The organism is Microbacterium sp. 22303, assembly GCF_052045265.1.
In the GTDB taxonomy this organism is placed as follows: domain Bacteria; phylum Actinomycetota; class Actinomycetes; order Actinomycetales; family Microbacteriaceae; genus Microbacterium.
In genome coordinates this window covers 290,896-314,002 of sequence record NZ_JBQEOQ010000003.1, presented here as the reverse complement: position 1 = coordinate 314,002, position 23,107 = coordinate 290,896, and the positions used below count along the sequence as shown (strand labels likewise).

The following is a 23,107-nucleotide window of genomic DNA, read 5'->3' as shown; positions in this document are numbered from 1 at the left end:
CCGTCCTGAGGTGATGCGGTGCAGGGGAGTTCAGGCGCCGCGTCGCGGTCAGGCCCCGAGGGCCTCGCGGATCGTCGTCGCCGAGCGCTGCAGACGGGCGGCGATCTCTGCGTCGGTGCGGTCCGTGGCGACGTGCACCACGGCGATCGCCGCCGGGCGCTGCCCGCGCAGGGCCAGCGGCACGGCCACGGACTGCACGGTCGGGATCACCTCGTCGTGGCTCGTCGCGAAGCCCGCGGTGCGCACGCCCGCAGCCTCCGAGCGCAGCGCCGAAGAAGCTTCCGAGGGCCATTCCGCCTCCGCCAGCTGCGCGAGGATCGCCTTGCCCGGAGCGCCGACCTTCACCGAGTGCCGCGCCCCGGGACGCTGGGCGACACTGGCCACGGCATGCCGCGGTTCGACGCTCACCAGCGTGATGCACTCCTCGCCGTCGAGCACTGCGAGGAAGCAGGTCATGCCGAGTTCGTTGGCCACGGCGGTGAGCTCGGGGAGGGCCTCCGCCTGCAGGTCGTTCGCGACGCCGGCAGCGAGAGCGGCCATGCGCGCGCCGAGGGACACGAGCCCCGAGGCGTCTCGGGAGACGAGCCCGTGATCCTCGAGCGTGCGCAGCAGCCGATAGGCGATCGAGCGGTGCACGCCGAGTGCGCCGGCGATCTCGTCGATCGAGAGCCCTCCGCGCGCATCGGCGAGGACCTCCAGGATCCGGATGCCGCGGCTGAGGGTCTGCGAAGCGGGTGCGTCGGCCACGAATACTCCTCGCCGTCTTGATCGCTGACGCGACCTCGGATAGCCTGTGTTCAATAGTAGAACTTCGTGTTCGAATATAGAACATGGCGTCGCGAAGCGCAAGAGCCTCGCAGTCACGCAGTACCGAGCCCGACGGCGCCGTCAGGAAGGAATCGACGACGATGCAGTTCCACCACCACGGATATGTGTCCCACGACCCGCGGGTGCTCCCCGCCGCCGGCACGGGCATCGACCGCCCCGAGGATCTCCCCGACGAGATCGACGTGCTCATCGTCGGATCCGGCCCTGCGGGCATGCTCCTCGCAGCGCAGATGTCGCAGTATCCGGACGTCACGACGCGCATCATCGAGCGCCGCGACGGACGGCTCGTGCTGGGCCAGGCGGACGGGATCCAGCCGCGCAGCGTCGAGACCTTCCAGGCGTTCGGATTCGCCGAGCGCATCATCGCCGAGGCCTACAACATCGGCTGGATGAACTTCTGGGGCCCTGACCCGGAGAACCGGCAGAACATCGTCCGCACCGCGCGCACCGCCGACTACGGGTTGGACATCTGCGAGTTCCCGCACCTCATCGTCAACCAGGCCCGTGTGCTGGACTACTTCGCCGAGGCCGCCGCCGACGGCCCCGGCCGGATCATGCCGGACTACGGCGTGCAGTTCCTCGGCCTCACCGTCCAAGAGGAGGGCGAGTACCCGGTCGAGGTGCAGGTGCGATACGTCGCCGGGGCGCGCGAGGGCGAAGAGCGCACGATCCGGGCGAAGTACGTGGCAGGCTGCGACGGCGCGCGCAGCGGAGTGCGCGAGGCCATCGGACGCACGCACGTGGGGGCGATGGCCGCGCATGCCTGGGGCGTCATGGACGTGCTCGTGAACACCGATTTCCCGGACTGGCGCACCAAGTGCGCGATCAACGCCGAGGCCGGCAACATCCTGCACATCCCGCGCGAGGGCGGCTACCTGAGCCGGATGTACATCGACCTCGGCGAGGTCGCGGCCGATGACAATCACGCCGTGCGCGCGACCCCCATCGAGGCGATCATCGGCAAGGCGAACGAGATCCTGCACCCCTACTCGATCGACGTGAAGCAGGTCGCCTGGCACAGCGTCTACGAGGTCGGCCATCGCATCACCGACGGCTTCGACGACGTGGATCCGGGCTCCGCCGCCACGCCGCGCGTCTTCCTCACCGGCGACGCGTGCCACACCCACAGCGCCAAGGCCGGGCAGGGGATGAACGTGTCGATGCAGGACGGCTTCAACCTCGGCTGGAAGCTCGGCTCGGTGCTCACCGGCCGCGCGCCGGCGGCGCTGCTGTCGACCTACGGCGCCGAGCGCAAGCCGGTGGCGCAGCAGCTCATCGACTTCGACCGCGAGTGGTCCTCGCTCATGGCGCGCAAGCCCGAGGAGATCTCGGATCCGCAGGAGCTGGCGACGTTCTACCTGGGAACGGCCGAGTTCCCGTCCGGCTTCATGACGCAGTACGGCTCGTCGATGATCATCGGATCCGACGCGCACCAGGCTCTCGCGGCCGGGTTCCCGCTCGGAAAGCGGTTCAAGAGCGCGGAGGTCGTACGGGTCTCCGACGGCAACGTCGTGCACCTCGGCCACCACGCCAAGGCGGACGGCCGCTGGCGCGTGTACGCGTTCGGCGATGCGACCGGGTCCGGGCTCGATGCCTGGGCCGAGGCGGTGGCACCGGTGCTGGCGCGGTTCACGCCGGCCGCGGGAGATGTGGACGCGGTCTTCGACGTGAAGGCGATCTACCAGCAGTCGTACGAGGACCTCGACGTCACGACCGCGCCCGCGCTCTTCCAGCCGAAGACCGGCCCGCTCGGCCTCACCGACTGGGAGAAGCTCTACGCCGCTGCGCCCTCGCACTGGTCGAAGGGCGACATCTTCGTCGAGCGGGAGCTGTCACGCGACGGCGTCGTGATCGTGGTGCGGCCCGACCAGTACGTCGCCGCGATCCTGCCGCTCGGCGGCGTGGACGAACTCGCGTCGTTCCTGGAGGGCGCCTTCCTGGAGGCGTGATGATCACCAGCGGCAGGGATCCGGATCCCGAGAAGATACGGATCCCTGTCGCCTCTGGCGTCGCCCGGCACCCGCCGGTAACGTCGGCTCTGCGCGCGCCGCAGCGCTGTGGAGAGGTCGTGACGATGACGGACAACCCTGTGCCCGAGGTGCTGCCGGGTTCGATGATGCTGGAGCTGGTCCTCGTGCCGGTGACGGACATCGACCGGGCCAAGGCCTTCTACGCCGAGCAGCTCGGCTTCACCGCGGACGTGGACGTCCGCCCGCAGGAGGGCGTCCGCATCGTGCAGCTGACGCCGCCCGGTTCCTACTGCTCGATCACGCTGACCGAAGGCCTGCCGGATCAGCGGATGGACCCGGGCTCGCTGCGTGGTCTGCACCTCGTGGTGGCGGACATCGAGGCTGCGCGTGCCGAGCTGATCGGCCGCGGCGTCGATGTCGCTCCGGTCGTGGACCTGGGCGGCGTGCTGTATGCGGGATTCGAGGATCCCGACGGCAACACCTGGACGCTGCAGCACATGCCCTGGCGTCGCTGAGCAGGGCCGGGCGCCCTCCGCTCAGGAGTTCACGCGGATGATCTCCTCCTGGTACGGCGCGATCACGTCGCCCGAGATGCGCAGGTCGAGCACGAGGAACGGGCGCGTGGCCGGATCCTCGGCGCCCCAGGTGGCGAGCCGGTCGAGGTCGGCGAGAGTGTGCACGGCGACGCCCTCCGCGCCCACGGCCGCGGCGAACGCGGCGAAGTCGACCTGGGGGATGAGCATGGGCTCGCGCGCCAGACCCTTGAGCCCGTACAGGTTGACCTCGGCGCCGTAGGCCGCGTCGTTCCAGATCACGGCCACACCGCGGCCGCCGGCCGAGCGCACGGCCGACTCCAGATCGGCGATCGCCATGAGCCCGCCGCCGTCACCCGAGGTGAGCACCACGGTCGACTCGGGGCGCGCCCGGGTCGCGCCGACGACGCTGGGCCAGCCCTGTCCGATCGCCTGGAACGCGGTGCCGATCATCATCATCCGGTCGGGTGATGCCACCGGCCAGTACATGTTGGCCCATCCGATGAAGTGCCCGCCGTCCGAGACGACCACGCGATCCTCGGGCAGCAGCTCGGCGATGCGGCGGGCGGCGGAGCGTGGGTCGAGCCGGCCGTCGGGCGCGGCCTCGTCGCCGGGCGCGTACGCGCGGGCGGTGGCCACGTCGACGCTCTCGCGCCAGTCTGAGCCCGTCGCGCCCTGCAGCCGGGCGACGAGCGCCTCGGCGGCGAGCCGCGCGTCCGCGCGGACGAAGCCGCCCACGTGCGCGTGGGTCGCGGCCGGGGCCACGTCGATCTGGAACACCTGCGTGCCGGGTGCGAACAGCGCGCCGAACCGCATCGTAAACTGATTCAGCGACGCCCCGAACACCACGGCGACGTCGGCGGTGCGGACGAGCTCCATCGCGCCCTCGGCGCCGAATCCGCCGGTCACGCCCAGGTCGTAGCGCTGGTCGCCGAAGACTCCGCGGCCGAGCGCGGACGAGGCGGTCAGCGCGCCCGTCGCGTCGGCGAGCGCGGTCAGGGCCTCGCCGGCGCCGGCCAGCCAGGCACCGCGCCCGGCGAGCAGGAACGGACGCTTCGCGGAGCGCAACGCCTCGGCGATCCGGTCGAGCATGCCCTCGGCGAACTCCCCCTTGGGAGCGAGCGGCGCGGGCACACGCGGAGCCGGAGCGGCGGGCACCTCGCCCGCCTCGAGCGCGGCGACGTCGTAGGGGATGGCCAGCACGACGGGCACCCGGTAGGTGAGGGCGTGCTCGATGGCGATGACCGTGGTGGCGGCGGCGTCGGCCCGGCCCACGGTGTAGGTGCGGGCGCCGACGCCCGACGCGAGGGCGATCTGGTCGACGTCCCAGGGGCGCGGCCCGCTCGTGGGCTCGTCGCCGACGACCAGGACCAGGGGGATGTGCGCCTGCACCGATTCGGCGAGAGCCGTGAGCGTGTTCGTGAAGCCGGCCCCGTAGGTGCTGGTGGCGGCGGCGATGCGGCCGGAGGCGCGGAAGTGCGCGTCGGCGGCGACCACGGCGCCCTGCTCATGACGGACGGCCGTGAACGAGGCGTCGGTCTGCTTCTCGATCGCGTCGAGGAAGTAGGCGTTGCCGTTGCCCATCACGCCGAAGACGGCATCGATGTGCTGGGCGAGGGTGAGCGCGACGTGCGCGGAGACGGTGGGCATGCTGAAGGCCTTTCGAGACGACAACGGAACGAGGATCCGTATGTGTCTCGCCGGAGCGCGTCGTCGCACTGCGGGCTTCGTGCCCCTTTTTCGAGCACCGGCGCGGCAGCGGTTCGCGCATGCGCCGGACGCTCCCAGTGTAGCGATCGGCGGCGGCTGCCGCGGAGCGCCTATTCCCGAAGCAGCGCGCGGAGGGTCTGGATCGTGTCCGCGTCGGCCGCGGTCTTGTCGGGACGGTAATGCTTGACCCGGGCGAAGCGCAGCGCGATCCCGCCGGGATAGCGTGGCGACTGCTGCACGCCGTCGATCGCGATCTCGACGACGATCTCGGGGCGGAGGAGCACGGCGGCACCCGTGCGTCGCGTCTCGTAGCCGGGGAACGTCTCCGTCTGCCAGCGCAGCAACTCGTCGGTGAGGCCCTTGAACGTCTTGCCGACCATGACGAAGCCGCCGGGCTCGCCGAAATCGCCGTCCGGATCCCTGGCCCCGAGGTGCAGGTTCGAGAGCCAGCCGCGGCGGCGGCCGGATCCCCATTCCGCACCGAGCACGACGAGGTCGTAGGTGAGCACGGGTTTGACCTTCACCCAGGACTTGCCGCGGCGCCCTGCCGCGTAGGCGGATCCGATGGCCTTGACGACCACGCCCTCGTGCCCGGCTGTCAGCGCCTCCCGGGACAGGCGCTCGGCCTCCTCGGGGTCGGCGGTGACGATGCCCGGCATGCGCCAGGCGCCGGCGACGCGCTCGAGCTCTTCGAGGCGCACGGTGAGCGGCTCGTCGAGGAGGTCGCGGCCGTCGACGTGCAGCACGTCGAAGAACCACGGCCGCAGCACGAGCTCGCGTGCGACGTCGGCGCCGAAGCGGGACATGGTCTGCTGGAACGGGCGCGGCCCGCCGTCCTCGTCGAGCGACAGGGTCTCGCCGTCGAGGATGACGTCGTGGGCGGGTAGCGCGCGCACGATCTCGACGATCTCGGGGAGGCGGTGCGTCACGTCGGCGAGGCTGCGCGTGAAGATGCGGACGTCGTCACCGTGGCGGTGCACCTGGATCCGCGCGCCGTCGAGCTTGTACTCGACGGATGCTTCGCCGGTGATCTCGAGCGCCGCGCTCGGCGTCGCAGCGCTCGCTGCAAGCATCGGTAGCACGGGGCGGCCCACGGCCAGACCCACCGCATCCAGATCCTCCGCGGAGCCGGTCAGGGCGATGAGCGCGGTCGCGCCGAGGTCGCCGGAGAGCATCGCGGCTCGTCGCACCGCTGCGGCAGGGCGGTCGGAGGCGCGGGCGATCGCGTCGAGCACCACGCCCGCGAGCGCGCCGGTGCGCAGCTCGCCGAGCATCGCCCGGGCGAGGAAGTCCCATTCCGCGGCCGTGGCGCGTCCCGCGAGCCCCTCGAGCGCGGCGGAGCGAACAGCGGCGGATCCCGATCCCGTGACGGCGGCGAGTTCGTCGAGCGCGCGGTCGACGTCGTCGATCGTGAGCGCCGATTCGGCGGCGTGCGGCACGTCGATAGCGGTGATACCGCGCCAGCCGACGCCGAGCCGGCCCTGTCTGGGTGAGGCCAGCAGCAGGCCGACGACGGGTGCGAACTCCCCGGGCTCGGCACTCTGCAGCAGCCGCGCCAGCACGTCGATCTTGGCCAGGCGCGATGAGGTGGCAGCGGTCTGGCCAGCCGCGGCGACGAGCTCGCTGAGCTTCATGACGGCATTGTCACACTGGGGTCGGACATCGCGCTGGGTGTGCCCGAGGGAGGAACGCCCGAACGGATGCTTCGGCTCAGCGCCCGACGCCGAGCGCCGCGAGCCTGCTCTGCGAGGCCCGGGCGTCCGCGACGACGCGTCCGGTGTCCGCGTGCACCATCCGACCGCCGCTCTTCACCCGTCGGCCCGCAACGAAGACGGTGTCGACGTTGCCTTCGTGCGCGCCGAGAACGACGGCTGCGACGGGGTCCGATACCGGCGCGAGGTTGAGGTCCGTGGCTCGGATGCAGACCATGTCAGCGGACTTGCCCGGAGTGATCGATCCGATCACGTCATCGAGGCCGACGGCGCGCGCCCCCTGAAGCGTCGCGAACTCCAGCACGTCGTGCAGGGTCAGTTGGTGCGGCTCCGCCACGCTGCTGTGGCCGCCCCCGACCCACGAGCGGTAGTAGCCGAACAGCGAACGCATCTGCGTGAACATGTCGCCAGAGCATTTGGTCTCGGTATCTCCGCTGAGGCTGGGCCGGATCCCCACTGACAGCAGCCGGTCCAGCGGGATGTCTCCGATACCCCTCGCGTTCAGCTCGCAGTGCACACCCAGCGACACCGTGGCGCCCGCATCGGCGATCATCGACAGCTCCTCGGTCGAGGTGTTCGAGCAGTGCACGAAGGTCATGTCCTGTCCGAGCAGCCCCGCGCGGTGATACTGGGCGACGGCGCGCGCGGCGGCGTTGTGGCGGTAGGCGCCCACGTGCACGCTGACCCGGATGCCCAGGTCCCGCGCGCGGGCGATCTCGTCGTGCCACACCTCGGCCGAGGCCATCTCGGGTCCGCGCGCCGCGAGAGCCAGCTGAAGGAGAGGAGATCCCGCCGTGGTCGCGGCCAGTCGCTCGACGTCGCGCGGATGCTTCAGCACGCTGTCGTCGGTCCACTCGCCGGTCGCCGTCAGCGGCCAGCCGTGGCCGAGGATCCCGCGGATGCCCGCCTCGGTCAGCGCCGCGATGCCGGCATCGGCGTGCGCGGGGGAGTTCTGGATGTGCGCCCAGTCGAACAGCGTCGTCGTGCCGGCGCTCAACGCCGACACCGCCCCGAGCAGGGTTCCGGCGTACACGTCCTCCGGGAGGTAGTGCGTGCCCGCGCCGGCGAGCACTTCGCGGAAGTACGACAGCGGATCCGCGTCGCCGTAGGTGTGCCTGATCGCACTCTGCCAGGTGTGACGATGCGTGTCGACGAACCCCGGGATCACGATCCACTCCGTGGCGTCGACGACCTCGCCCAGGATCGTGGACCTGCCCTCCGCGACTTCGGCGATGAGGCCCTCCCGGATGACGACGTCCGCGTCGCGCAGCACACGACGCTGCTGGTCCATGGTCACCACGGTCGCGCCACGGAGGACCGTGACCGCGGAAGCCGCACCGCTCACGGGATCGTCACCCAGTCCGCCAGCGCGTCACGCACGGTCGTGAGGTCGGCGGGGCGTTCGCTCGTCGCCCAGTGCACGAATCCGTCCGGACGCACGATGGCAGCGGTGATCGTGCCCCAGTGCTCCGGCGGGTTCGGGATGACTCCGCTGATCACCGTCACCCCCGGAGCCTCGAGGTCGGCGAAAGCGCCGTCGCCGACGAGATCCAGGGTCAGCAGTCTGCCTTCGCGCAGGAGCTCTGCGCTGGTGTGCTGCCCCTCGGCGGTGCGGATCGTCAGGGGCGGGATGGGGCGGCCCGCCACGTCGGCGCCGGAGCGGGCCGTCGGATAGGCGGCGCTCAGGCCGTTCAGCTGCAGTCCGATCTCGCGGTTGGCACTCTCCTGCGGCAGGATGTCCCGCGCGAACATCCGCCGGAAGGCGATCCCTTCCGGCGTGAAGTCGAACTGGATCGAGCATTGGGCCTGCACGCTCTCCAGGAGGCCGTCGATGACGGGGCGGCGGTCGGCCTCGTAGGTGTCCAGGATCGACGCGGGCGACGCTCCGGTCGCGACGCGGCCGAGCTTCCAGCCGAGGTCGAATGCATCTTGGATGCAGAAGTTCATCCCGACGCCGCTGGCGGGATAGTGGATGCGCGCGCTTTCGCCGACCAGGAACACCCGGCCGGAGCGCAGGCTCCCTGCGACCCGCATCGCGTCGGTGAAGCGGGACGCCCAGAGCAGGTGGTCGAACTCGAGCTCCAGCCCGAAGATGTCGCGGATGCAGGAGCGCACCTCCTCGACCGTGACCGGTTCGGACTTGTCGGCGTGCCGGCGCTCCGCGTGCACGAGGTTGAAGCGGGTGGTCGCTCCGTCTGCGCCGAAGGGGAAGGACGCGCCCCAGCCATGCTCGTTGTCGGCCATGCCGCGACCGGCGGGCCACTTCATGTCGAGTGGCAGATCGACGATGATTCCCGTGAAGGTGCCGTCGTGTCCCTCGAACGGGATGCCCGCGAGCGTGCGCACGGCGCTGCGCCCGCCGTCCGCGCCGACGATGTACCCCGCCGTCCAGGTGCGCCGTGTGCCGTTTTCGTCCTCGGTGACGGCCGATGCGCGGTCGGAGTCCTGACTCAGCCCGACGACGGTGTGCCCGCGATGCACCGGCACAGCGGCCTCGGCCACGATCTCGTCGAGGACCTCCTCCGTGACGCTCTGCGGCAGGATCAGGCGATAGGGGAACTCGGTGCGCAGAAGCCGCCAGTGCACGGGCTGCATCCCCGCCCAGATGTGGAAGAGCAGGAACGGGTTCTTCCGGATGGCGGCGGCGCGCGCGATGAAGCGATCGGCGTGGCCACGGTAGTCCAGCAGCTCGAGCACGCGGGGGAGCACGGTGCCGGCGCGGGACTGCACCGGGGTGGTTCGTCGCTCGAACACGAGGACGCGCGCCCCCTGCAGCGCGAGCTCGGCGGCGGTTGTCAGGCCGGAGGGCCCTGCTCCGACCACGATGACATCAGCATCCATCTCACTCATGATTCTCCTCGACTGCGGGTGTGAACGTTGTCACGAATCGGGCGATCTCCTCGATCGCGGGCGGCTCGGCGAAGGCAGGATCCTCATGGTTCGCCCCTGCGACGAGCACGAGACGGCAGGGGACGTCGACCTCGGCCGCCCGTGCCGCGAGCCGTTCGGAATGGCGGTGATCAACGACCGCGTCCCGAGTGCCGTGCAGCAGCAGCGTGGGCGGTGCGGCAGGCATGATCATCGAGGTGGGGCTGAGTGCGGCGAGCATCTCGTCATCGAGTGCGGCGAGCGGTGCTCCGGCCAGGAGAGCCAGGCGGGAACGCGGGTCCAGACCGGTGAAGTCGGGGCCCGCCTCCGTGCGGAGGATCTCGGCGGGGACGGTGAGGCCGGGTGCGGGACGCAGTTCGTCGCCGGCGGCGGTGAGGTCGTACCGGCCGAAGAGCCCGATGACGCCGTCGACGGCGTGCGGGCGAGTGTAGCCGATGAGCGCCGCCAGGTGCGCGCCGGCGGAGGCCCCCATGAGGAACACCCCGGTGCCCGTGGGGGCGAGGGCGTCGATCACGGCTTCCACATCGTCGCGCTGGGAGGGGAACGGCGCGCGGTCCACGGTGCGGTATCCGACGGAGAGGACCGAGACGCCGCGGGCGGCCAGTGCGGCGAGACGTTCCGGGTGGTCCTGACAGCTGCCGGTCACCCAGCCGCCGCCATGCAGGTAGATCACAGTGGGGGAATCGGGCCTCGGGCTCGGATAGCGCTCGACGGGCAGCGTCGATCCATCGGGTCGTCGCAGCAGGAGGGACTCGGCCGGGAGCGGGTCGGCCGCCGCCGACACGGAGGACGGGGGAGAAGATTCCAAAACTTCACCAATCTTTGAAATACTGGCGAGGTGAGCACAGCCAAGACCCGAGTGGAACCCGTCCAGACCCAGCTGCGGGGGGAGATCCTGTCCGGCGTCGTGGTGCCGGGATCGAAGCTGCCGCTGGCCGAGATCGCCGGCCGGCTGCAGGCGAGTGTCGGTGTCGTCCGGGAGGCCCTGATCCGCCTCACCTCCGAAGGCCTCGTCGTCGCCGAGCCGCAGCTCGGATTCCGGGTCGCGGCCGTCTCGGAGAAGGACCTGCACGAGCTGATCGACACGCGGCTCGTGGTGGAGTGCGAAGCGTTCCGCAGTGCGATCGCGCACGGCAGCGTCGACTGGGAGAGCGACGTCATCGGCGCGTACCACCGGCTGCACCGCATCGAGCGGGATTCGGAAGGCGAGCGGAACAAGGATGCCTGGGTGTCGGCTCACCGGGCGTTTCACGAGACGCTGCTGGCCGGCTGTCCGAACCGCAGACTGGTCGCCGTGGCCATGTCGCTGAGGGATGCGGCCGAGCTGTACCGATCGGCATCGGTCACCGTGATGACCGCGGAGGATGAGGCGCGCCGCGATGCCGAGCACATCGCGCTGCGCGATGCCGCGACCGCCCGTGACCTCGTACGCGGTCCAGAGCTCCTCGGCGAACACATCAGGATGACCGCACGGTACTTCGACGGCATCGCCTGACCGGTCAGGCATCGTCTTCGCCTTCCGGGGCGCCGATCCCGAACCGGGACATCAGCTGGGCCAGCAATCGGTAGTAGCCGACCGTGGTGACCACCTCGGCCACCAGCTCCGCGGCGAGACCGGATCCCTGCGCCGGAGGGTTCGCATGCGCCGTCAGGTCTTCGGCGAGCTGGGCAGCAGCGGACTCGATCGGATCGGTGCACACGAACCGCCCGGTGCGGAGATCGGAGATCTCAGCGTCGGAGAGCCCGGAGGTCCGTGCCACGGCCGTGTGCGCGTAACGCTCGAACGCGGAGTCCGCGGCGCGGGCCACGGTGAGGATCACGATCTCGCGGACGCGCGCGCTCATCCTCGTCCGATACCGCAGCACCGCCCCCAGCTCCTGCAGGGGGGCGCCCAGTACGGGGAACCGGACCATCAGGCCGAAAGGGCCGACGAGCGAACCGTCCGGGTTCTGGAGTGGAAACGGCGAGGCACCGCCCCGGGGGCCGCCGGCGATCGCGTCGTGCACGGCACGCTGCGCCTCCGACAGTCCCGCCGGAGCAGTGGCGTCGTTCATTCGGCCTTCACGCTCTCAGCGATCGTGGACTTCGCGTCGACCACCGAATCCGTGATACCCGCGGTCTTGGCCCATTCGAAGCCGGACTTCAGGCCGGGCAGCGAAAGGGTGGCGTTATAGGTGTACTCGGAGATGCGGTCGCGCAGCGCCTTGCTGTCCGGGGTGCCTCCGGCCTTTGCGATCGTCACGACCTCGTCGAGGTGCTTCGGATCCTGGATGAATGCCGTGGCCTTCGCGATCGCCTTCTGCACCCGCTCGGCGGCGCCCGGCTTGGCGGCGATGGCTTGCGCCGTCATGAACAGCGCCGCATTCGACTGGTGCCCGAAGATGTCCGGGATGCCGGCATCCAGCCGGAACACGAACGAGGCGAGCCCGTGCTCCACGAGCGGAAGATCGAACCCTCCGCCCGAGACCACCGCCGCGACCTGTCCCGCGGAGAGCGCGTTGCCGGCGGCCGGTCCGGGGGTGTCGATGAGCGTGTATTCGCCGGGCTGCACGCCGGCCTCGCTCATGAGCTTCGTCACGGTGAGGCCGATGGGCCCCGCCTTCGCGGCGACCCCGATCGACTTCCCTCGCAGGGCTTCGAACGACGCCCTCCACCCGTCCGCGCCCTGGGGTTTCGGGATGTCCACGTTCTTCGCCGCCAGGAGCGTGAAGTCGACGTTCTCGTTCAGCCCCGAGACGAACTGCACCTTGACGCCGTTCTGCAGGTAGCGGCCGACGTTGTAGACGACGTCGGCCGACATGTCGAGCTGGTTGCCCGCGAGCGCGGCGGGCAGGGCCTGCGCCGAGGTCTGAACGACCTTGAGGTCGATTCCGTCCTCGGTGAAGTATCCCTTGGCGAGGGCCACGTCGACGGGGAGGAACGGCAGGGCGCCCGCGACTGGAGCGCTGTAGTTGATCGTGATGCTCTTGGACATGTCGCCCGATGCCGAGGCGGACGACGGCGCGGTGCCGGTGACGGCGGGATTGCACGCGGCGAGGCCGCCGATCAGCGCGAGCGCGCCCAGCGCTGCCAGGCTTGCGCGGGTGTACCTCTTCATTGCGGATCCTTCCAGGGGTCTGAGGCCGTCGACTTCGACGGCCCGGTCTATGTCGGGTGGGAAGCGGGATTCGGGCGGGGAATGGGAGGGGAAAAGACGGATCAGAGGCGCTGCCAGCGCAGCAGCGTGTGCTCGGTCCATGCCACGACGCCGTTCATGGCCGTGGTGATCACCGCGAGCAGTGCGAGCACGGCGAAGACGCCGGCGGAGTTGAAGTTCTGCCCGTAGAGCACGACCTTCTGTCCGAGGCCGCTGCTGGAGGCGACCATCTCCGAGGACACGACTCCGAGGATCGAGGTTACGACGCCGAGGCGCAGGCCGGCGAAGATCGCCGGGACGCAGGCGGGAAGCATGATGGTCCGAAAGCGCTGCCACGGCGAGGCGTGGAAGGCCCTCCCCAGCGAGACGAGGTCGGGCGGGACGCTCTTGGTGCCCGCGGCGGTCGAGACCAGCACCATGAAGAACACGATGGACACAGCGAGCGCGACCTTCGACATCTCGGTGATGCCGAACCAGAGCAGGAACAGGGGCGCCAGAGCGACGCGGGGGATGCTCATCAGGACCGAGATCCACGGCTGTAGTACACGGTCGAGCAGGGAGACGGCGGTGATGGCGAAGGCCGCCGCCACGCCGGCGACGCTGCCGATGGCGAAGCCGAGCAGCGTCGCGCGCAGCGTGACTCCGGCATCCGCCATCAGCGCGCCGAAGTTGGAGACGAAGAATCCGCCGATCGCGCTCGGGCGCGAGAAGAAGAGCGGATTGAGGATCCCGACGGCGGCGAACCATTCCCAGATCGCCAGGACGACGACCAGGCTGAGCACCTGCAGCACGCGGATCAGAACGCTCATTCCGCGTCTGTTGCGCACCGTCACGATCGCGGACGTGGCGATCGCGTCGTTCAGTTCGGCGTCGACGCGCGCGGCAAGGCTGCCAGTGATGCTGGTCGGCGACATCATTCCGCTCCTTCGGCGAACAGGTCCCACAAGGAGCGGACGAGATCCTGGTACCCGGGCTCGAATCGGAGCGTGTCCAGATTCCGGGCGCGGGGGAAGTCCACGGCGATGTCCGTGCGGATCGTGCCTTCGCGCATCATCACGATGCGATCCGCGAGGAGCGCAGCCTCTCCGAGGTCATGGGTGACGAACACCACGGTCTTGCCCGTCCCCTCCCAGATGCGCAGGAACTCGCCCTGCAGGCGGGCCTTCGTCTGCGCGTCGAGGGCGCCGAACGGCTCGTCGACGAGCAGCAGCTCCGGATCCATCGCGAGCGTGCGGGCGAGGTTCGCACGTTGGCGCATGCCGTGCGAGAGCTGGGAGGGATGCATGTCGCCCTTGCCGTCGAGCCCCACCAGGTGGAGCATCTCCGCGACGCGCGCCGAGCGTCGGGCCCTGGGCACGTGTCGCAGTTCCAGTCCGTAGGCGACGTTGCTGCTGATCGTGCGCCATGGCATCAGCGAGTCGCGCGCGAACATGTACCCGACGGCGGAGGACGCCGGCTGCGTGGTGGTGACCTCAACCGACCCGCGGCGCGGCGTCAGCTGGCCGGAGATCATGTTCAGGAGCGTCGTCTTGCCGCATCCGCTGGGGCCCACGAGGCAGACGAACTCGCCCCGCCGGATGTCGAGCGAGATCGCGTCGAGGGCGACATGGGTCGAACGCGCGGAGGGGAACCAGTGCGTGAGATTCTTCACGCTGATCATGGTGTCCGTGCCGGCGGAGGCGCCATCCTCCGTCCTTGGGGGCACCGCTCGTGCGGTCTCAGGCGTGTCGCTCATGACGATCTCCCTTCGCTGATGCGGTGTGCCGTGCGGGAACCGGTTCGTGCCGGGTCATCGTGCGGTCGGGGGGACGCCGTGGTCGAGGATGCCGTCGGGCACCTGTCCGTCCCACTGGTTGATCCAGAACAGGTCGTCCTCGCGCCACCGCCGGACCTCGCGTTCGGGATCGAAGATGCGCTCCAGATCGGTGTAGAGCTCGATGACGGCCCCGGTCGGCTCGACGTAGTAGACGGCGATGTTGTCGCCCGCGCCATGCCGGACCGGGCCCCAGGCCAGGCGGGACCCCGTACGCGCGAGCCGGTCGCCGAGACGGCCGAGATCGACGATGCTCTGGGTCTGCCAGGCGTGGTGATGCATCGCGGCGCGGGCGCTCTTGAAGACCGCGACACCGTGATGATCGTTGTTGCAGCGGAGGAAGAACGCGGCATCGGCGCCGATCTGATCGGAGACGCGGAAGCCGAACACGTCGACGAGGAAGTCGCGCATGGCCAGAGCGTCGACGACCTGGACATTCACGTGCCCGAAGCGATCGGGTCCGAAACCGCCGTGCTTGACCATGCTGTAGGCGGAACGCTCGAGGTAGATCTGCCAGGTGAACCCCTCGGGTCCGACGACGGCGAAGCCCTCGTCGATCTGATCCTCGATCGGCTGCTCCGAGACGACCCGGTATCCGGCGCGGGCGACGTTCTCGCGGATCTGCGCCAGGGCCTGCCGGCTCTGCGCCACCAGGCCGATGTGGTCGACGGAGTTCTCGTCGCTGCGGGTGTACACGATCTCGTGATGGTTGGCCTGCGCGCTGAGGAACGTCTTCTGCCGCGTCGACTCGACCTCGTGCAGTCCGAGGATCTCGGTGGCGTTACGGATGACGGCGTCGAGGTCGGTCGTCCGCAGCGACACATAGCCCAGGGAGGAGATGAGCCCGGTTCCGGTCATGAGTGCTGCCTTTCAGGAGAGGTTCGGGCCGGCTGCGGGGTCAGCGGGGACGAGGAAGCGCTGATTCAGTTCGCCGATTCCCTCGATCCAGCTGCGCAGGGATTCACCGGGCTGAAGGAACCGGGCGGGTGTGCGTCCGACGCCGACCCCGGCCGGGGTGCCCGTGAAGATGACATCGCCGGGAAGGAGCGTGATGGTCGCCGACAGGCGTGCGATGAGCGCTGCGACGGGGAAAAGGAGGTCCCGGGTCCGGCCCTCCTGCACGATCTCTCCGTCGATGGCGCAGCCCAGGGCCAGGTCGTCGCGGTTCCCGACGTCGTCCGGCGTGACGAGCCACGGACCGATCGGGGCGAACCCAGGAAACGACTTGCCAAGCGAGAACTGCGGTGCCGGTCCCTGCAACTGCGAGATGCGCTCGGAGAGGTCCTGGCCGACCGAGAGACCGGCGACGTGATCCCATGCGTCCGCCTCCGCGATGCAGTGCCCCGCCCGGCCGATGATCACCACGAGCTCGACCTCCCAGTCGGTGTGGCCGCCGGGCGGAAGCTGCACATCGGTGTCCGGCCCGGTGATCGACGAGACGAATTTCGTGAACGTCGGCGGGAGCTGATCCGGCAGGTCGAACCCTGACTCCGCGGCGTGGGCGCTGTAGTTCAGGCCGACCGCGATGACCTGCCGAGGCATGGGAGAGGGGCTGCCGAGGAGCGAACGCTCGATCGGCAGCGTCGGTAGCGCGGCGGTGTCGAGCGTCTTCGCCCAGAGCGTGAACTCGTCCCAGTTCTGCAGTACGGCTTCGGGGGTGGGCCCGAACTGGCCGTTGCTCGCCTCGGCGATGTCGACTCCGTGTTGCTCGTCGATGACCAGGAGACTCCGGCCGTCGTGGTTCGCGATCCTCATTCGGTTCCTCCAGAAGCGAGGCGCGTCCGCTCGACTCGCCCCGTTGCGTCTGCCAGCCCATCGTGCCGACAGATGCGAGATTCTCACAAAATATCGAAGATGGCAAGAAAATTCGTAAATAATGCGAGGATGCGAAGATTCCGAGGATGCGAGGGTCATGGCGAGCGAGACGTCGACGGAGGGCGGCGGCCGTCGGGGTGCGCCGTACCCCGCCAGGCGGTCCGTGCGACGCCCCTACGCGGCGGACTTCGTCAGCGCGAGCGCTGGATGAGCGCGAGCAGCGCCTGCCCGTACGCCTCGGACGGATCGGGATGCTCGAAGAGCAGCGGCTGCCCGGCGATCTCGATCTCGACCTGGAACGCGTCGTCGAGCCGCACCAGGCGGCGGAATGTGCCGCGCAGCAGATCCCGTAGCTGATCCTCACGCGGCAGCCAGACCGCTTCGGTGACCGTCACCGCGTCGAGCGCCCATTCGGTGGTGCCGTTGAATGCGAGGATCGTGCCGGTCGGGGTGCGCCGGGCCTCGATGGTCATGATGCTGACGGTGAAGACGTCGGCCTCGATCTCCAGCTCCACCTCATCCGGCAGAACGAGCTGGAAGCGGTCGCCCTCCGCGGGGTGCCACGCCAGGCCGGCGTCGCGCAGCGCGAGCGCGAGGTCCCGCGTGATCACGAAGCGGTCCTCGGGGCGATCGCGGCGCAGGGACCGGTCATTGGTCGCGCCGGTGTGCTCATCTTCTGAGCGTAGCCGCGCGCGGGGGAGGGCGGGCGAGCGCATGTCGGAGGAGTGCGGCAGGCTGGAGGCATGACGCAGCACGGCGCTTCACCCGAGACGCACGCGGCCGCCCTCACTGCCTTGCGAGCCCTCGTCGGCCGACCCGACGCCGAGTTCCACGATGGGCAGTACGAGGCGATCGAGGCGCTGGTCGCCGACCGGCGGCGGGCGCTGGTGGTGCAGCGGACCGGGTGGGGCAAGTCGGCCGTCTACTTCGTCGCGACCCTGCTGCTGCGGCACGAGGGCGCCGGCCCCACCGTGCTGGTCTCGCCGCTGCTGGCGCTCATGCGCGACCAGATCGCCGCCGCGGAGCGCGCGGGCGTGCGCGCGGTCGCGATCAACTCGACGAACGCGCATGAGTGGGCCGACGTGCTCGCGCAGCTGGACCGCGACGAGGTCGACGTGCTCCTGGTCTCGCCCGAGCGGCTCAACAACCCCTCGTTCCGCGAGCAGCAGCTGCCCGCCCTCGTACGCCGGATCGGCATGCTCGTGGTCGACGAGGCGCACTGCATCAGCGACTGGGGGCACGACTTCCGCCCGGACTACCGGCGGCTGCGCGAGCTCATCGCGCAGATGCCTGCCGACGTGCCCGTGCTCGCCACGACCGCGACCGCGAACAGCCGGGTGGTGGCCGATGTCGCTGAGCAGCTCGGCGCTGCGGAGGCAGGAGGCGGATCCGAGGTGCTCACGATCCGGGGTCCGCTCGCCCGCTCCTCTCTGCGGCTCGGGGTGCTGCGGCTGCCCGATGCGCCCAGCCGGCTGGCCTGGCTGCTCAGCCATCTGGACGAGCTGCCCGGATCCGGCATCATCTACACGCTGACGGTCGCCGCAGCCGTCGACACGGCGCGTCTGCTGCGCGATCGCGGACACGAGGTGCGCGCCTACACGGGCCAGACGGATCCGGACGAGCGTGCCGAGTCGGAGGCGATGCTCAAGCGCAACGAGGTGAAGGCGCTGGTCGCGACGAGCGCGCTGGGGATGGGATTCGACAAGCCCGATCTCGGGTTCGTGCTGCATCTGGGCGCCCCCTCGTCTCCGGTCGCCTACTACCAGCAGGTGGGCCGCGCGGGGCGCGCAAGCGAGAGCGCCGACGTGCTGCTGCTGCCGGGTGTCGAGGACCGCGACATCTGGCACTACTTCGCGACGGCCTCGATGCCGGATCGGGAGCGGGCGGAGCGGGTGATCGCGGTGCTCGGGGACGCGCCGGTGTCGACCCCCGTGCTCGAGGCGATGGTCGACATCCGGCGCACACCGCTCGAGCTGCTGCTCAAGGTGCTCGACGTCGACGGCGCGGTGCGCCGCGTGCAGGGCGGCTGGATCGCCACGGGCGAGCCCTGGGTCTACGACGCCGAGCGGTACGACCGCATCGCCGCCGAGCGCCGCGCGGAGCAGCAGCACATGGTGGAGTACGAACAGGGTTCCGGCTGCCGTATGGAGTTCCTGCAGCGCACCCTCGATGACGACACGGCCGAGCCGTGCGGGCGATGCGACAACTGCGCCGGCGTGTGGTTTCCGACCGGGATCGGCACCGAGGCCAGCGTCGCGGCCACGGCGTCGCTGGACCGGGTGGGCGTGCCGATCGAGCCGCGCCGGGCCTGGCCGACGGGCGCCGACCGGCTCGGGGTCCCCGTGAAGGGGCGCATCGCCGTGGAGGAGCAGGCGGGGGAAGGGCGCGCGCTCGCGCGTCTCACGGACCTCGGCTGGGGCGGTGCGCTGCGCGAGCTCTTCGCCGCCGGCGCCCCCGACGGCCCGGTTCCCGATCGGCTCCGCGACGCCTGCGTGCGGGTGCTCGCCGGCTGGGGGTGGGCCGAGCGTCCGGTCGCGGTGGTCTCGATGCCGTCGCGGTCCCGGCCGCTTCTGGTCGGGTCGCTCGCGCGGAGCCTCGCCGAGATCGGCCGGCTGCCGTATCTGGGCGAGCTCGACATGGTCGGAGCAGGCCCGACCGGCGGGCCAGGGGGCAACAGCGCGTTCCGCCTCGCGGGGGTCTGGGACCGCTTCTCGACCGACTCCCTCACCGTGCCCGCCGGCCCCGTGCTGCTCGTGGACGATCAGGCCGACAGTCGATGGACGCTCACCGTCGCCGCCCGCCTGCTCCGTCGGGCGGGCGCGACCGACGTCCTGCCGTTCGTGCTCGCGCTGCGGGGGTGATCCGCGGGGTCAGCGCACCCGGCCGAAGGCGCGCGCCGGGTGTTCCAGCAGCTCCATCACCCGGCGCAGGAACGAGGCGGCGTAACCGCCGTCGCACACGCGGTGGTCGAACACCAGCGAGAGCTGCGCGATGCGCCGCGCAACGATTGCGCCGTCGACGACCCATGGGCGCTCGATCATCCGGCCGATGCCGAGGATCGCGACATCGGGGTGGTTGATGATCGCCGCGGATCCGTCCACGCCAAGGCCGCCGTAATTGTTCAGCGTGAAGGTCGATCCGCGCAGGCGCTCGGGCGGCATGGATCCGGCTCGTGCGGTCGTGGCGAGCTCGCGCAGCGCCGCGTCGAGCTCGTCGACGTTGAGCTCGTGCGCACGCGGGATCACCGGCACCATGAGGCCACGGTCGGTGTCGGCGGCGACCCCGAGGTTCACGCCGTCGAACGAGAGGATCTCGCTCGCGTCGTCGCTGAGCCGCGATGCCAGCAGCGGATGCTCGGCGAGGGCGATCAGCACGAACCGTGCCACGAGGGCCGTGAGCGACGGGGCCTTGCCGCCTTCCGGCGCCATGGCGGCGCGGAGCGTCCGGAGCTCGGTGACGTCGACGTCCACCCAGACCGTGGCCTCGGGGATCTCGGACCGGCTGCGGGTGAGCTTCGCGCTCACCGCCTTGCGCAGCGGCGACATGCGCTCGCGGGAGGCGACGGCGAGCCCGTCGACGATCTCCCCGCTCAGTGGTCGCACATTGCGGTCATTCGCATCCGGTGACCGCAATTCGAGACCAGTGAGCGAGGGAGAGGCGGTGCTCGACAGGGTCGCGCCTGCCGAGGCGCCGAGCGCGTGCAGGGAGATCCCGTCCACGGCCTGGTCCACGGCGGCGCGCAGCACGTCGGCTCGGGTGACGGCGCCGTCGGATCCAGTCGGAGTGACCCGGCGCACGTCGAGACCGAGGTCGCGCGCGAGGCGGCGGACGAGGGGCGAGCGCACGGCGACCGGGCCGACGGACTCAGCCGTATCGTCAGCGCGCGGCGTCTCGTCTCTGCGTTTCGACTCGCCTTCGGCTCGCTCAACGAACACCGGCTCCGCCGGTGCTCGCTCAACGTCCAAAGGCACGCTCGGACGCCCCGCGGGGGAGCCGTCTCCGCGCACGGGCCCCGCCGTGCGGCGCGCGCGGCGTCGTCCCGACCCCGCGCGTTCGGTCGTGCCGTAACCGATCAGCACATTGCCGGATCCGGATCCGGCGCGCTCCTCGGACCGATACGCCTCCTTCTCGACATCGCCCGCGGCGGCCGGAACCGCGGCGGACGGCGCCGCAGACGCATCGGGATCGGCGACCTCGAGCACCGGAGCGCCGACGTCGATCGTCTCGCCCGGTTCGCCGTGCAGCGCCACGACCACGCCGGCATAGGGCGAGGGCAGCTCGACCACGCTCTTCGCGGTCTCGACCTCGGCGATGGGCTGGTCGGTGCGGATCGTATCGCCGACCTGCACGAGCCACTGCACCAGGCCGGCCTCGGTGAGGCCCTCGCCCAGGTCGGGGAGGCGGAAGACCTTCGTCGTCGCGGTGGTCATGCTTCTTCTCCGTGCTCGTCGAGCCAGTGCAGGGTGTCGATCGCATCGAGCACCCGGTCGGCGTCGGGCAGGTACCAGTGCTCGAACTTCGGCGGGGCGAACGGGGTGTCGAAGCCGGTGACCTTGCGCACGGGCGCCTCGAGGAATTCGAAGCAGCGCTCGAACACCCGGGACTGGATCTCGCTGGCCACGCTCGCGTAACCCGGCGCCTCGGCGACGACCACGGCGCGGCCGGTCGAGCGCACCGCGGCGGTGATCGTGGCGTCGTCGATCGGCGTCAGCGTGCGCACGTCGATGACCTGCACGCTGCGGCCTTCCGCGGCGGCGATCTCGGCGGCCTCGAGGCACGTCGCCACCGAGGAGCCGTAGGAGATGAGGGTCACGTCCGTGCCCTCGCGAGCGACCCGGGCGGATCCGATCTCCCCGACGATCGAGGTGTCGACCTCGCCCTTCGTCCAGTACAGCTTCTTCGGTTCGAGGAAGACCACCGGATCCGGCGACGCGATCGCCGCGCGCAGCAGGGAGTACGCGTCCTGCGGGGTCGACGGGCACACCACCGTGAGCCCCGGAGTGTGCGCGTAGTAGGCCTCGGACGAGTCGCAGTGGTGCTCGACGCCGCCGATGCCGCCGCCGGTGGGGATCCGGATCACCATCGGCATGGGCAGCGCGCCACGGGTGCGGTTGGCCATCTTCGCGACGTGGCTGACGACCTGCTCGAACGCGGGCAGCGCGAAGGCGTCGAACTGCATCTCGACGACCGGTCGCATGCCGTTCATGGCCATGCCCACTGCGGTGCCGATGATGCCCGACTCCGCGAGCGGGGTGTCGAAGCAGCGGTCCTCACCGTAGCGCTCGGTGAGTCCGTCGGTGATCCGGAAGACTCCTCCGAGCGCGCCCACATCCTCGCCGAACAGGACGACGTCGGGGTCGGTTTCGATGGCGTCGGCGAGGGCGCGGTTGAGCGCCGCCGCCATCGTCATGGTCTGCATGGTCGGAACCGTCTGGTTCTCGGGGGTGGCGGCGTCCACGCGGACGCCCTCGTGCGCGATGGTCATCGGGTGCCTCCTTCGGCGGATCCGGAGCGCTCCAGCTCGTCACGCAGCTGCTGCCACTGCTCCTGCAGCTGCGGCGAGCGGGTGCCGCGGACGAAGCGGAACAGGTCCTCAGGGTCGAGCTCGGGGTCGGCATTCAGGGCGTCCCGGAGGGCCGCGGCGATGGTCTCGGCGCCCTCGGCGAGCTCCTGCTCGCGGGCCTCGTCGAGCAGGCCGCGTGCGCTGAGGTGCGCGCGCAGGCGCGTCAGCGGATCCTTCGCGACCCAGGCCTGCACCTCGGCGCGCTCGCGGTAGCGGGTGTCGTCGTCGGCGTTCGTGTGCGCCTGCATCCGGTAGGTGTGGGCCTCGACGAGGGTCGGTCCACCGCCGGCACGGGCGCGATCCACGGCCTCGCCGAGCACGGCGATGAGGGCCGCCACGTCGTTGCCGTCCACGCGCTGCCCGGGCATGCCGTAGCCGACCGCCTTGTGCGCGAGCGAGGGGGCGGCGGTCTGCCGGCTCAGCGGCACGGAGATCGCGAACTCGTTGTTCTGCACGAAGAAGACGACGGGCACGTGGAACACGGCGGCGAAGTTCAGCGCCTCGTGGAAGTCGCCCTCGCTCGTGGACCCGTCACCGCACATCGCGAGCACCACCGTGTCCTCGCCGCGGTGCTTCGCGGCCTGCGCGAAGCCGACCGCGTGCAGCAGTTGCGTCGCCAGGGGCGTGGTCTGCGGGGCCACGTGGTGCTCGTGCGGGTCGTAGCCGGAGTGCCAGTCGCCCTTCAGCAGCACCATGGCGTCGGCAGGGGACACGCCCCGGGCGATCACCGCGACCGAGTCGCGATAGGTCGGGAACAGCCAGTCCTGCGCGCCGAGCACGAGCGAGGCCGCGATCTGGCAGGCCTCCTGGCCGTGCGAGGAGGGGTAGACCGCGAGGCGCCCCTGGCGGACCAGCGCGTTCGCCTGATCGTTGATGCGGCGTCCCTCGATGAGGCCGCGGTAGGCCCTGTCGAGCACCTCGTCCGCGGGCATCGGATAGCCGTCGTCGACGCGCGAGGATCCGGTCTCGTCGATCAGCTGCACCGGTTCATCGCGGGGGAGCAGATCGCGGGGATCCGTGTCGTGCGCGTGGCTCGTGGCAGGCATGGTGTGCTGCATCGGGTCCGCCTTCCTTGCCGAACGTGATGTCTCCAGTGTGCGTCGGTAGATGCAGTCGTCCAACAAGATCATGCTGAATC

At 70.5% G+C, this 23,107-nt stretch carries 20 protein-coding genes; 4 read left to right on the top strand and 16 right to left on the bottom strand.

Going from position 1 to position 23,107, the window contains the following annotated elements; all coding sequences use genetic code 11:
• Positions 1 to 48 precede the first annotated feature (48 nt).
• The gene (locus tag ACTJI8_RS10955) at positions 49 to 747 is read right to left on the bottom strand and encodes an IclR family transcriptional regulator (RefSeq protein WP_440733472.1); all 699 of its coding nucleotides are present in this window, start codon (positions 745 to 747) and stop codon (positions 49 to 51) included.
• Positions 748 to 908: 161 nt separating this feature from the next.
• Between ACTJI8_RS10955 and ACTJI8_RS10950 the strand changes: the two genes are divergently transcribed.
• Positions 909 to 2,777 carry an FAD-dependent monooxygenase gene (locus tag ACTJI8_RS10950; RefSeq protein ID WP_440733471.1) on the top strand — a complete coding sequence of 623 codons (1,869 nt, stop codon included), beginning with the start codon at positions 909 to 911 and terminating at the stop codon, positions 2,775 to 2,777.
• Between the two features lie 125 nt (positions 2,778 to 2,902).
• Complete coding sequence (locus ACTJI8_RS10945; protein ID WP_440733470.1) at positions 2,903 to 3,313, top strand: VOC family protein; 411 nt, start codon at positions 2,903 to 2,905, stop codon at positions 3,311 to 3,313.
• A 21-nt stretch (positions 3,314 to 3,334) separates the two neighbouring features.
• Here the strand turns inward: ACTJI8_RS10945 and ACTJI8_RS10940 are convergent, their stop codons facing one another.
• From ACTJI8_RS10940 to ACTJI8_RS10920, 5 genes are all read right to left on the bottom strand, one after another.
• Positions 3,335 to 4,981, bottom strand: coding sequence for a thiamine pyrophosphate-binding protein (locus ACTJI8_RS10940; protein ID WP_440733469.1), 1,647 nt, complete (start codon positions 4,979 to 4,981; stop codon positions 3,335 to 3,337).
• A 170-nt stretch (positions 4,982 to 5,151) separates the two neighbouring features.
• Positions 5,152 to 6,675, bottom strand: coding sequence for an ATP-dependent DNA ligase (locus ACTJI8_RS10935; RefSeq protein ID WP_440733468.1), 1,524 nt, complete (start codon positions 6,673 to 6,675; stop codon positions 5,152 to 5,154).
• Positions 6,676 to 6,751: 76 nt separating this feature from the next.
• A complete protein-coding gene (locus ACTJI8_RS10930) occupies positions 6,752 to 8,098 on the bottom strand; it encodes an amidohydrolase family protein (RefSeq protein WP_440733467.1) in 1,347 nt (448 codons plus the stop codon).
• On the bottom strand, positions 8,095 to 9,603 hold the full coding sequence (locus tag ACTJI8_RS10925; RefSeq protein WP_440733466.1) for an FAD-dependent oxidoreductase: 1,509 nt from the start codon (positions 9,601 to 9,603) through the stop codon (positions 8,095 to 8,097). The genes ACTJI8_RS10930 and ACTJI8_RS10925 overlap by 4 nt, the downstream gene beginning before the upstream one ends.
• Entirely contained in the window at positions 9,596 to 10,450 is an 855-nt protein-coding gene (locus tag ACTJI8_RS10920; protein WP_440733465.1) for an alpha/beta hydrolase, read from the bottom strand. Before ACTJI8_RS10920 ends, ACTJI8_RS10925 begins: the two co-directional genes overlap by 8 nt.
• A 30-nt stretch (positions 10,451 to 10,480) precedes the next feature.
• On the opposite strand from ACTJI8_RS10920, the gene ACTJI8_RS10915 reads away from it, so the two are divergent.
• Entirely contained in the window at positions 10,481 to 11,137 is a 657-nt protein-coding gene (locus ACTJI8_RS10915; protein ID WP_440733464.1) for a GntR family transcriptional regulator, read from the top strand.
• Positions 11,138 to 11,141: 4 nt separating this feature from the next.
• Here the strand turns inward: ACTJI8_RS10915 and ACTJI8_RS10910 are convergent, their stop codons facing one another.
• The 7 genes from ACTJI8_RS10910 to ACTJI8_RS10880 form a co-directional block, all read right to left on the bottom strand.
• Complete coding sequence (locus tag ACTJI8_RS10910; protein WP_440733463.1) at positions 11,142 to 11,696, bottom strand: carboxymuconolactone decarboxylase family protein; 555 nt, start codon at positions 11,694 to 11,696, stop codon at positions 11,142 to 11,144.
• Complete coding sequence (locus tag ACTJI8_RS10905; RefSeq protein WP_440733462.1) at positions 11,693 to 12,739, bottom strand: ABC transporter substrate-binding protein; 1,047 nt, start codon at positions 12,737 to 12,739, stop codon at positions 11,693 to 11,695. Before ACTJI8_RS10905 ends, ACTJI8_RS10910 begins: the two co-directional genes overlap by 4 nt.
• A 101-nt stretch (positions 12,740 to 12,840) precedes the next feature.
• Entirely contained in the window at positions 12,841 to 13,695 is an 855-nt protein-coding gene (locus tag ACTJI8_RS10900) for an ABC transporter permease (protein ID WP_440733461.1), read from the bottom strand.
• Entirely contained in the window at positions 13,692 to 14,513 is an 822-nt protein-coding gene (locus tag ACTJI8_RS10895; protein ID WP_440733460.1) for an ABC transporter ATP-binding protein, read from the bottom strand. Before ACTJI8_RS10895 ends, ACTJI8_RS10900 begins: the two co-directional genes overlap by 4 nt.
• A gap of 54 nt (positions 14,514 to 14,567) precedes the next feature.
• Positions 14,568 to 15,449, bottom strand: a complete 882-nt coding sequence (locus ACTJI8_RS10890; RefSeq protein WP_440733459.1) for a VOC family protein — start codon at positions 15,447 to 15,449, stop codon at positions 14,568 to 14,570.
• A 12-nt stretch (positions 15,450 to 15,461) separates the two neighbouring features.
• Entirely contained in the window at positions 15,462 to 16,346 is an 885-nt protein-coding gene (locus tag ACTJI8_RS10885; RefSeq protein WP_440733458.1) for a fumarylacetoacetate hydrolase family protein, read from the bottom strand.
• Between the two features lie 251 nt (positions 16,347 to 16,597).
• Complete coding sequence (locus tag ACTJI8_RS10880) at positions 16,598 to 17,017, bottom strand: pilus assembly protein CpaE (RefSeq protein WP_440733457.1); 420 nt, start codon at positions 17,015 to 17,017, stop codon at positions 16,598 to 16,600.
• A gap of 132 nt (positions 17,018 to 17,149) precedes the next feature.
• Here ACTJI8_RS10880 and ACTJI8_RS10875 point away from each other — a divergent pair, with 132 nt between their 5' ends.
• Positions 17,150 to 19,267: a RecQ family ATP-dependent DNA helicase gene (locus tag ACTJI8_RS10875; protein ID WP_440733456.1), complete on the top strand. Its 2,118-nt coding sequence runs from the start codon at positions 17,150 to 17,152 to the stop codon at positions 19,265 to 19,267.
• Between the two features lie 9 nt (positions 19,268 to 19,276).
• On the opposite strand, the gene ACTJI8_RS10870 is transcribed toward ACTJI8_RS10875, so the two are convergent.
• The 3 genes from ACTJI8_RS10870 to pdhA are packed head-to-tail and all read right to left on the bottom strand — an operon-like array spanning position 19,277 to position 23,027.
• A complete protein-coding gene (locus ACTJI8_RS10870) occupies positions 19,277 to 20,836 on the bottom strand; it encodes a dihydrolipoamide acetyltransferase family protein (protein WP_440733455.1) in 1,560 nt (519 codons plus the stop codon).
• Positions 20,833 to 21,891 (bottom strand): alpha-ketoacid dehydrogenase subunit beta, encoded by a 1,059-nt coding sequence (locus ACTJI8_RS10865; RefSeq protein WP_440733454.1) that lies wholly within the window; start codon positions 21,889 to 21,891, stop codon positions 20,833 to 20,835. Before ACTJI8_RS10865 ends, ACTJI8_RS10870 begins: the two co-directional genes overlap by 4 nt.
• On the bottom strand, positions 21,888 to 23,027 hold the full coding sequence (pdhA, locus tag ACTJI8_RS10860; protein ID WP_440733453.1) for a pyruvate dehydrogenase (acetyl-transferring) E1 component subunit alpha: 1,140 nt from the start codon (positions 23,025 to 23,027) through the stop codon (positions 21,888 to 21,890). Before pdhA ends, ACTJI8_RS10865 begins: the two co-directional genes overlap by 4 nt.
• Positions 23,028 to 23,107 lie beyond the last annotated feature (80 nt).

What these genes read in the sequence shown, in the direction of transcription:
- ACTJI8_RS10950 (WP_440733471.1), top strand. Translation starts at nt 909, where the DNA reads ATGCAGTTCCACCACCACGGATATGTGTCCCACGACCCGCGGGTGCTC.
- ACTJI8_RS10945 (WP_440733470.1), top strand. Translation starts at nt 2,903, where the DNA reads ATGACGGACAACCCTGTGCCCGAGGTGCTGCCGGGTTCGATGATGCTG.
- ACTJI8_RS10940 (WP_440733469.1), bottom strand. Translation starts at nt 4,981, where the DNA reads ATGCCCACCGTCTCCGCGCACGTCGCGCTCACCCTCGCCCAGCACATC.
- ACTJI8_RS10935 (WP_440733468.1), bottom strand. Translation starts at nt 6,675, where the DNA reads ATGAAGCTCAGCGAGCTCGTCGCCGCGGCTGGCCAGACCGCTGCCACC.
- ACTJI8_RS10925 (WP_440733466.1), bottom strand. Translation starts at nt 9,603, where the DNA reads ATGAGTGAGATGGATGCTGATGTCATCGTGGTCGGAGCAGGGCCCTCC.
- ACTJI8_RS10910 (WP_440733463.1), bottom strand. Translation starts at nt 11,696, where the DNA reads ATGAACGACGCCACTGCTCCGGCGGGACTGTCGGAGGCGCAGCGTGCC.
- ACTJI8_RS10905 (WP_440733462.1), bottom strand. Translation starts at nt 12,739, where the DNA reads ATGAAGAGGTACACCCGCGCAAGCCTGGCAGCGCTGGGCGCGCTCGCG.
- ACTJI8_RS10900 (WP_440733461.1), bottom strand. Translation starts at nt 13,695, where the DNA reads ATGATGTCGCCGACCAGCATCACTGGCAGCCTTGCCGCGCGCGTCGAC.
- ACTJI8_RS10895 (WP_440733460.1), bottom strand. Translation starts at nt 14,513, where the DNA reads ATGAGCGACACGCCTGAGACCGCACGAGCGGTGCCCCCAAGGACGGAG.
- ACTJI8_RS10890 (WP_440733459.1), bottom strand. Translation starts at nt 15,449, where the DNA reads ATGACCGGAACCGGGCTCATCTCCTCCCTGGGCTATGTGTCGCTGCGG.
- ACTJI8_RS10885 (WP_440733458.1), bottom strand. Translation starts at nt 16,346, where the DNA reads ATGAGGATCGCGAACCACGACGGCCGGAGTCTCCTGGTCATCGACGAG.
- ACTJI8_RS10875 (WP_440733456.1), top strand. Translation starts at nt 17,150, where the DNA reads ATGACGCAGCACGGCGCTTCACCCGAGACGCACGCGGCCGCCCTCACT.
- ACTJI8_RS10870 (WP_440733455.1), bottom strand. Translation starts at nt 20,836, where the DNA reads ATGACCACCGCGACGACGAAGGTCTTCCGCCTCCCCGACCTGGGCGAG.
- ACTJI8_RS10865 (WP_440733454.1), bottom strand. Translation starts at nt 21,891, where the DNA reads ATGACCATCGCGCACGAGGGCGTCCGCGTGGACGCCGCCACCCCCGAG.
- pdhA (WP_440733453.1), bottom strand. Translation starts at nt 23,027, where the DNA reads ATGCAGCACACCATGCCTGCCACGAGCCACGCGCACGACACGGATCCC.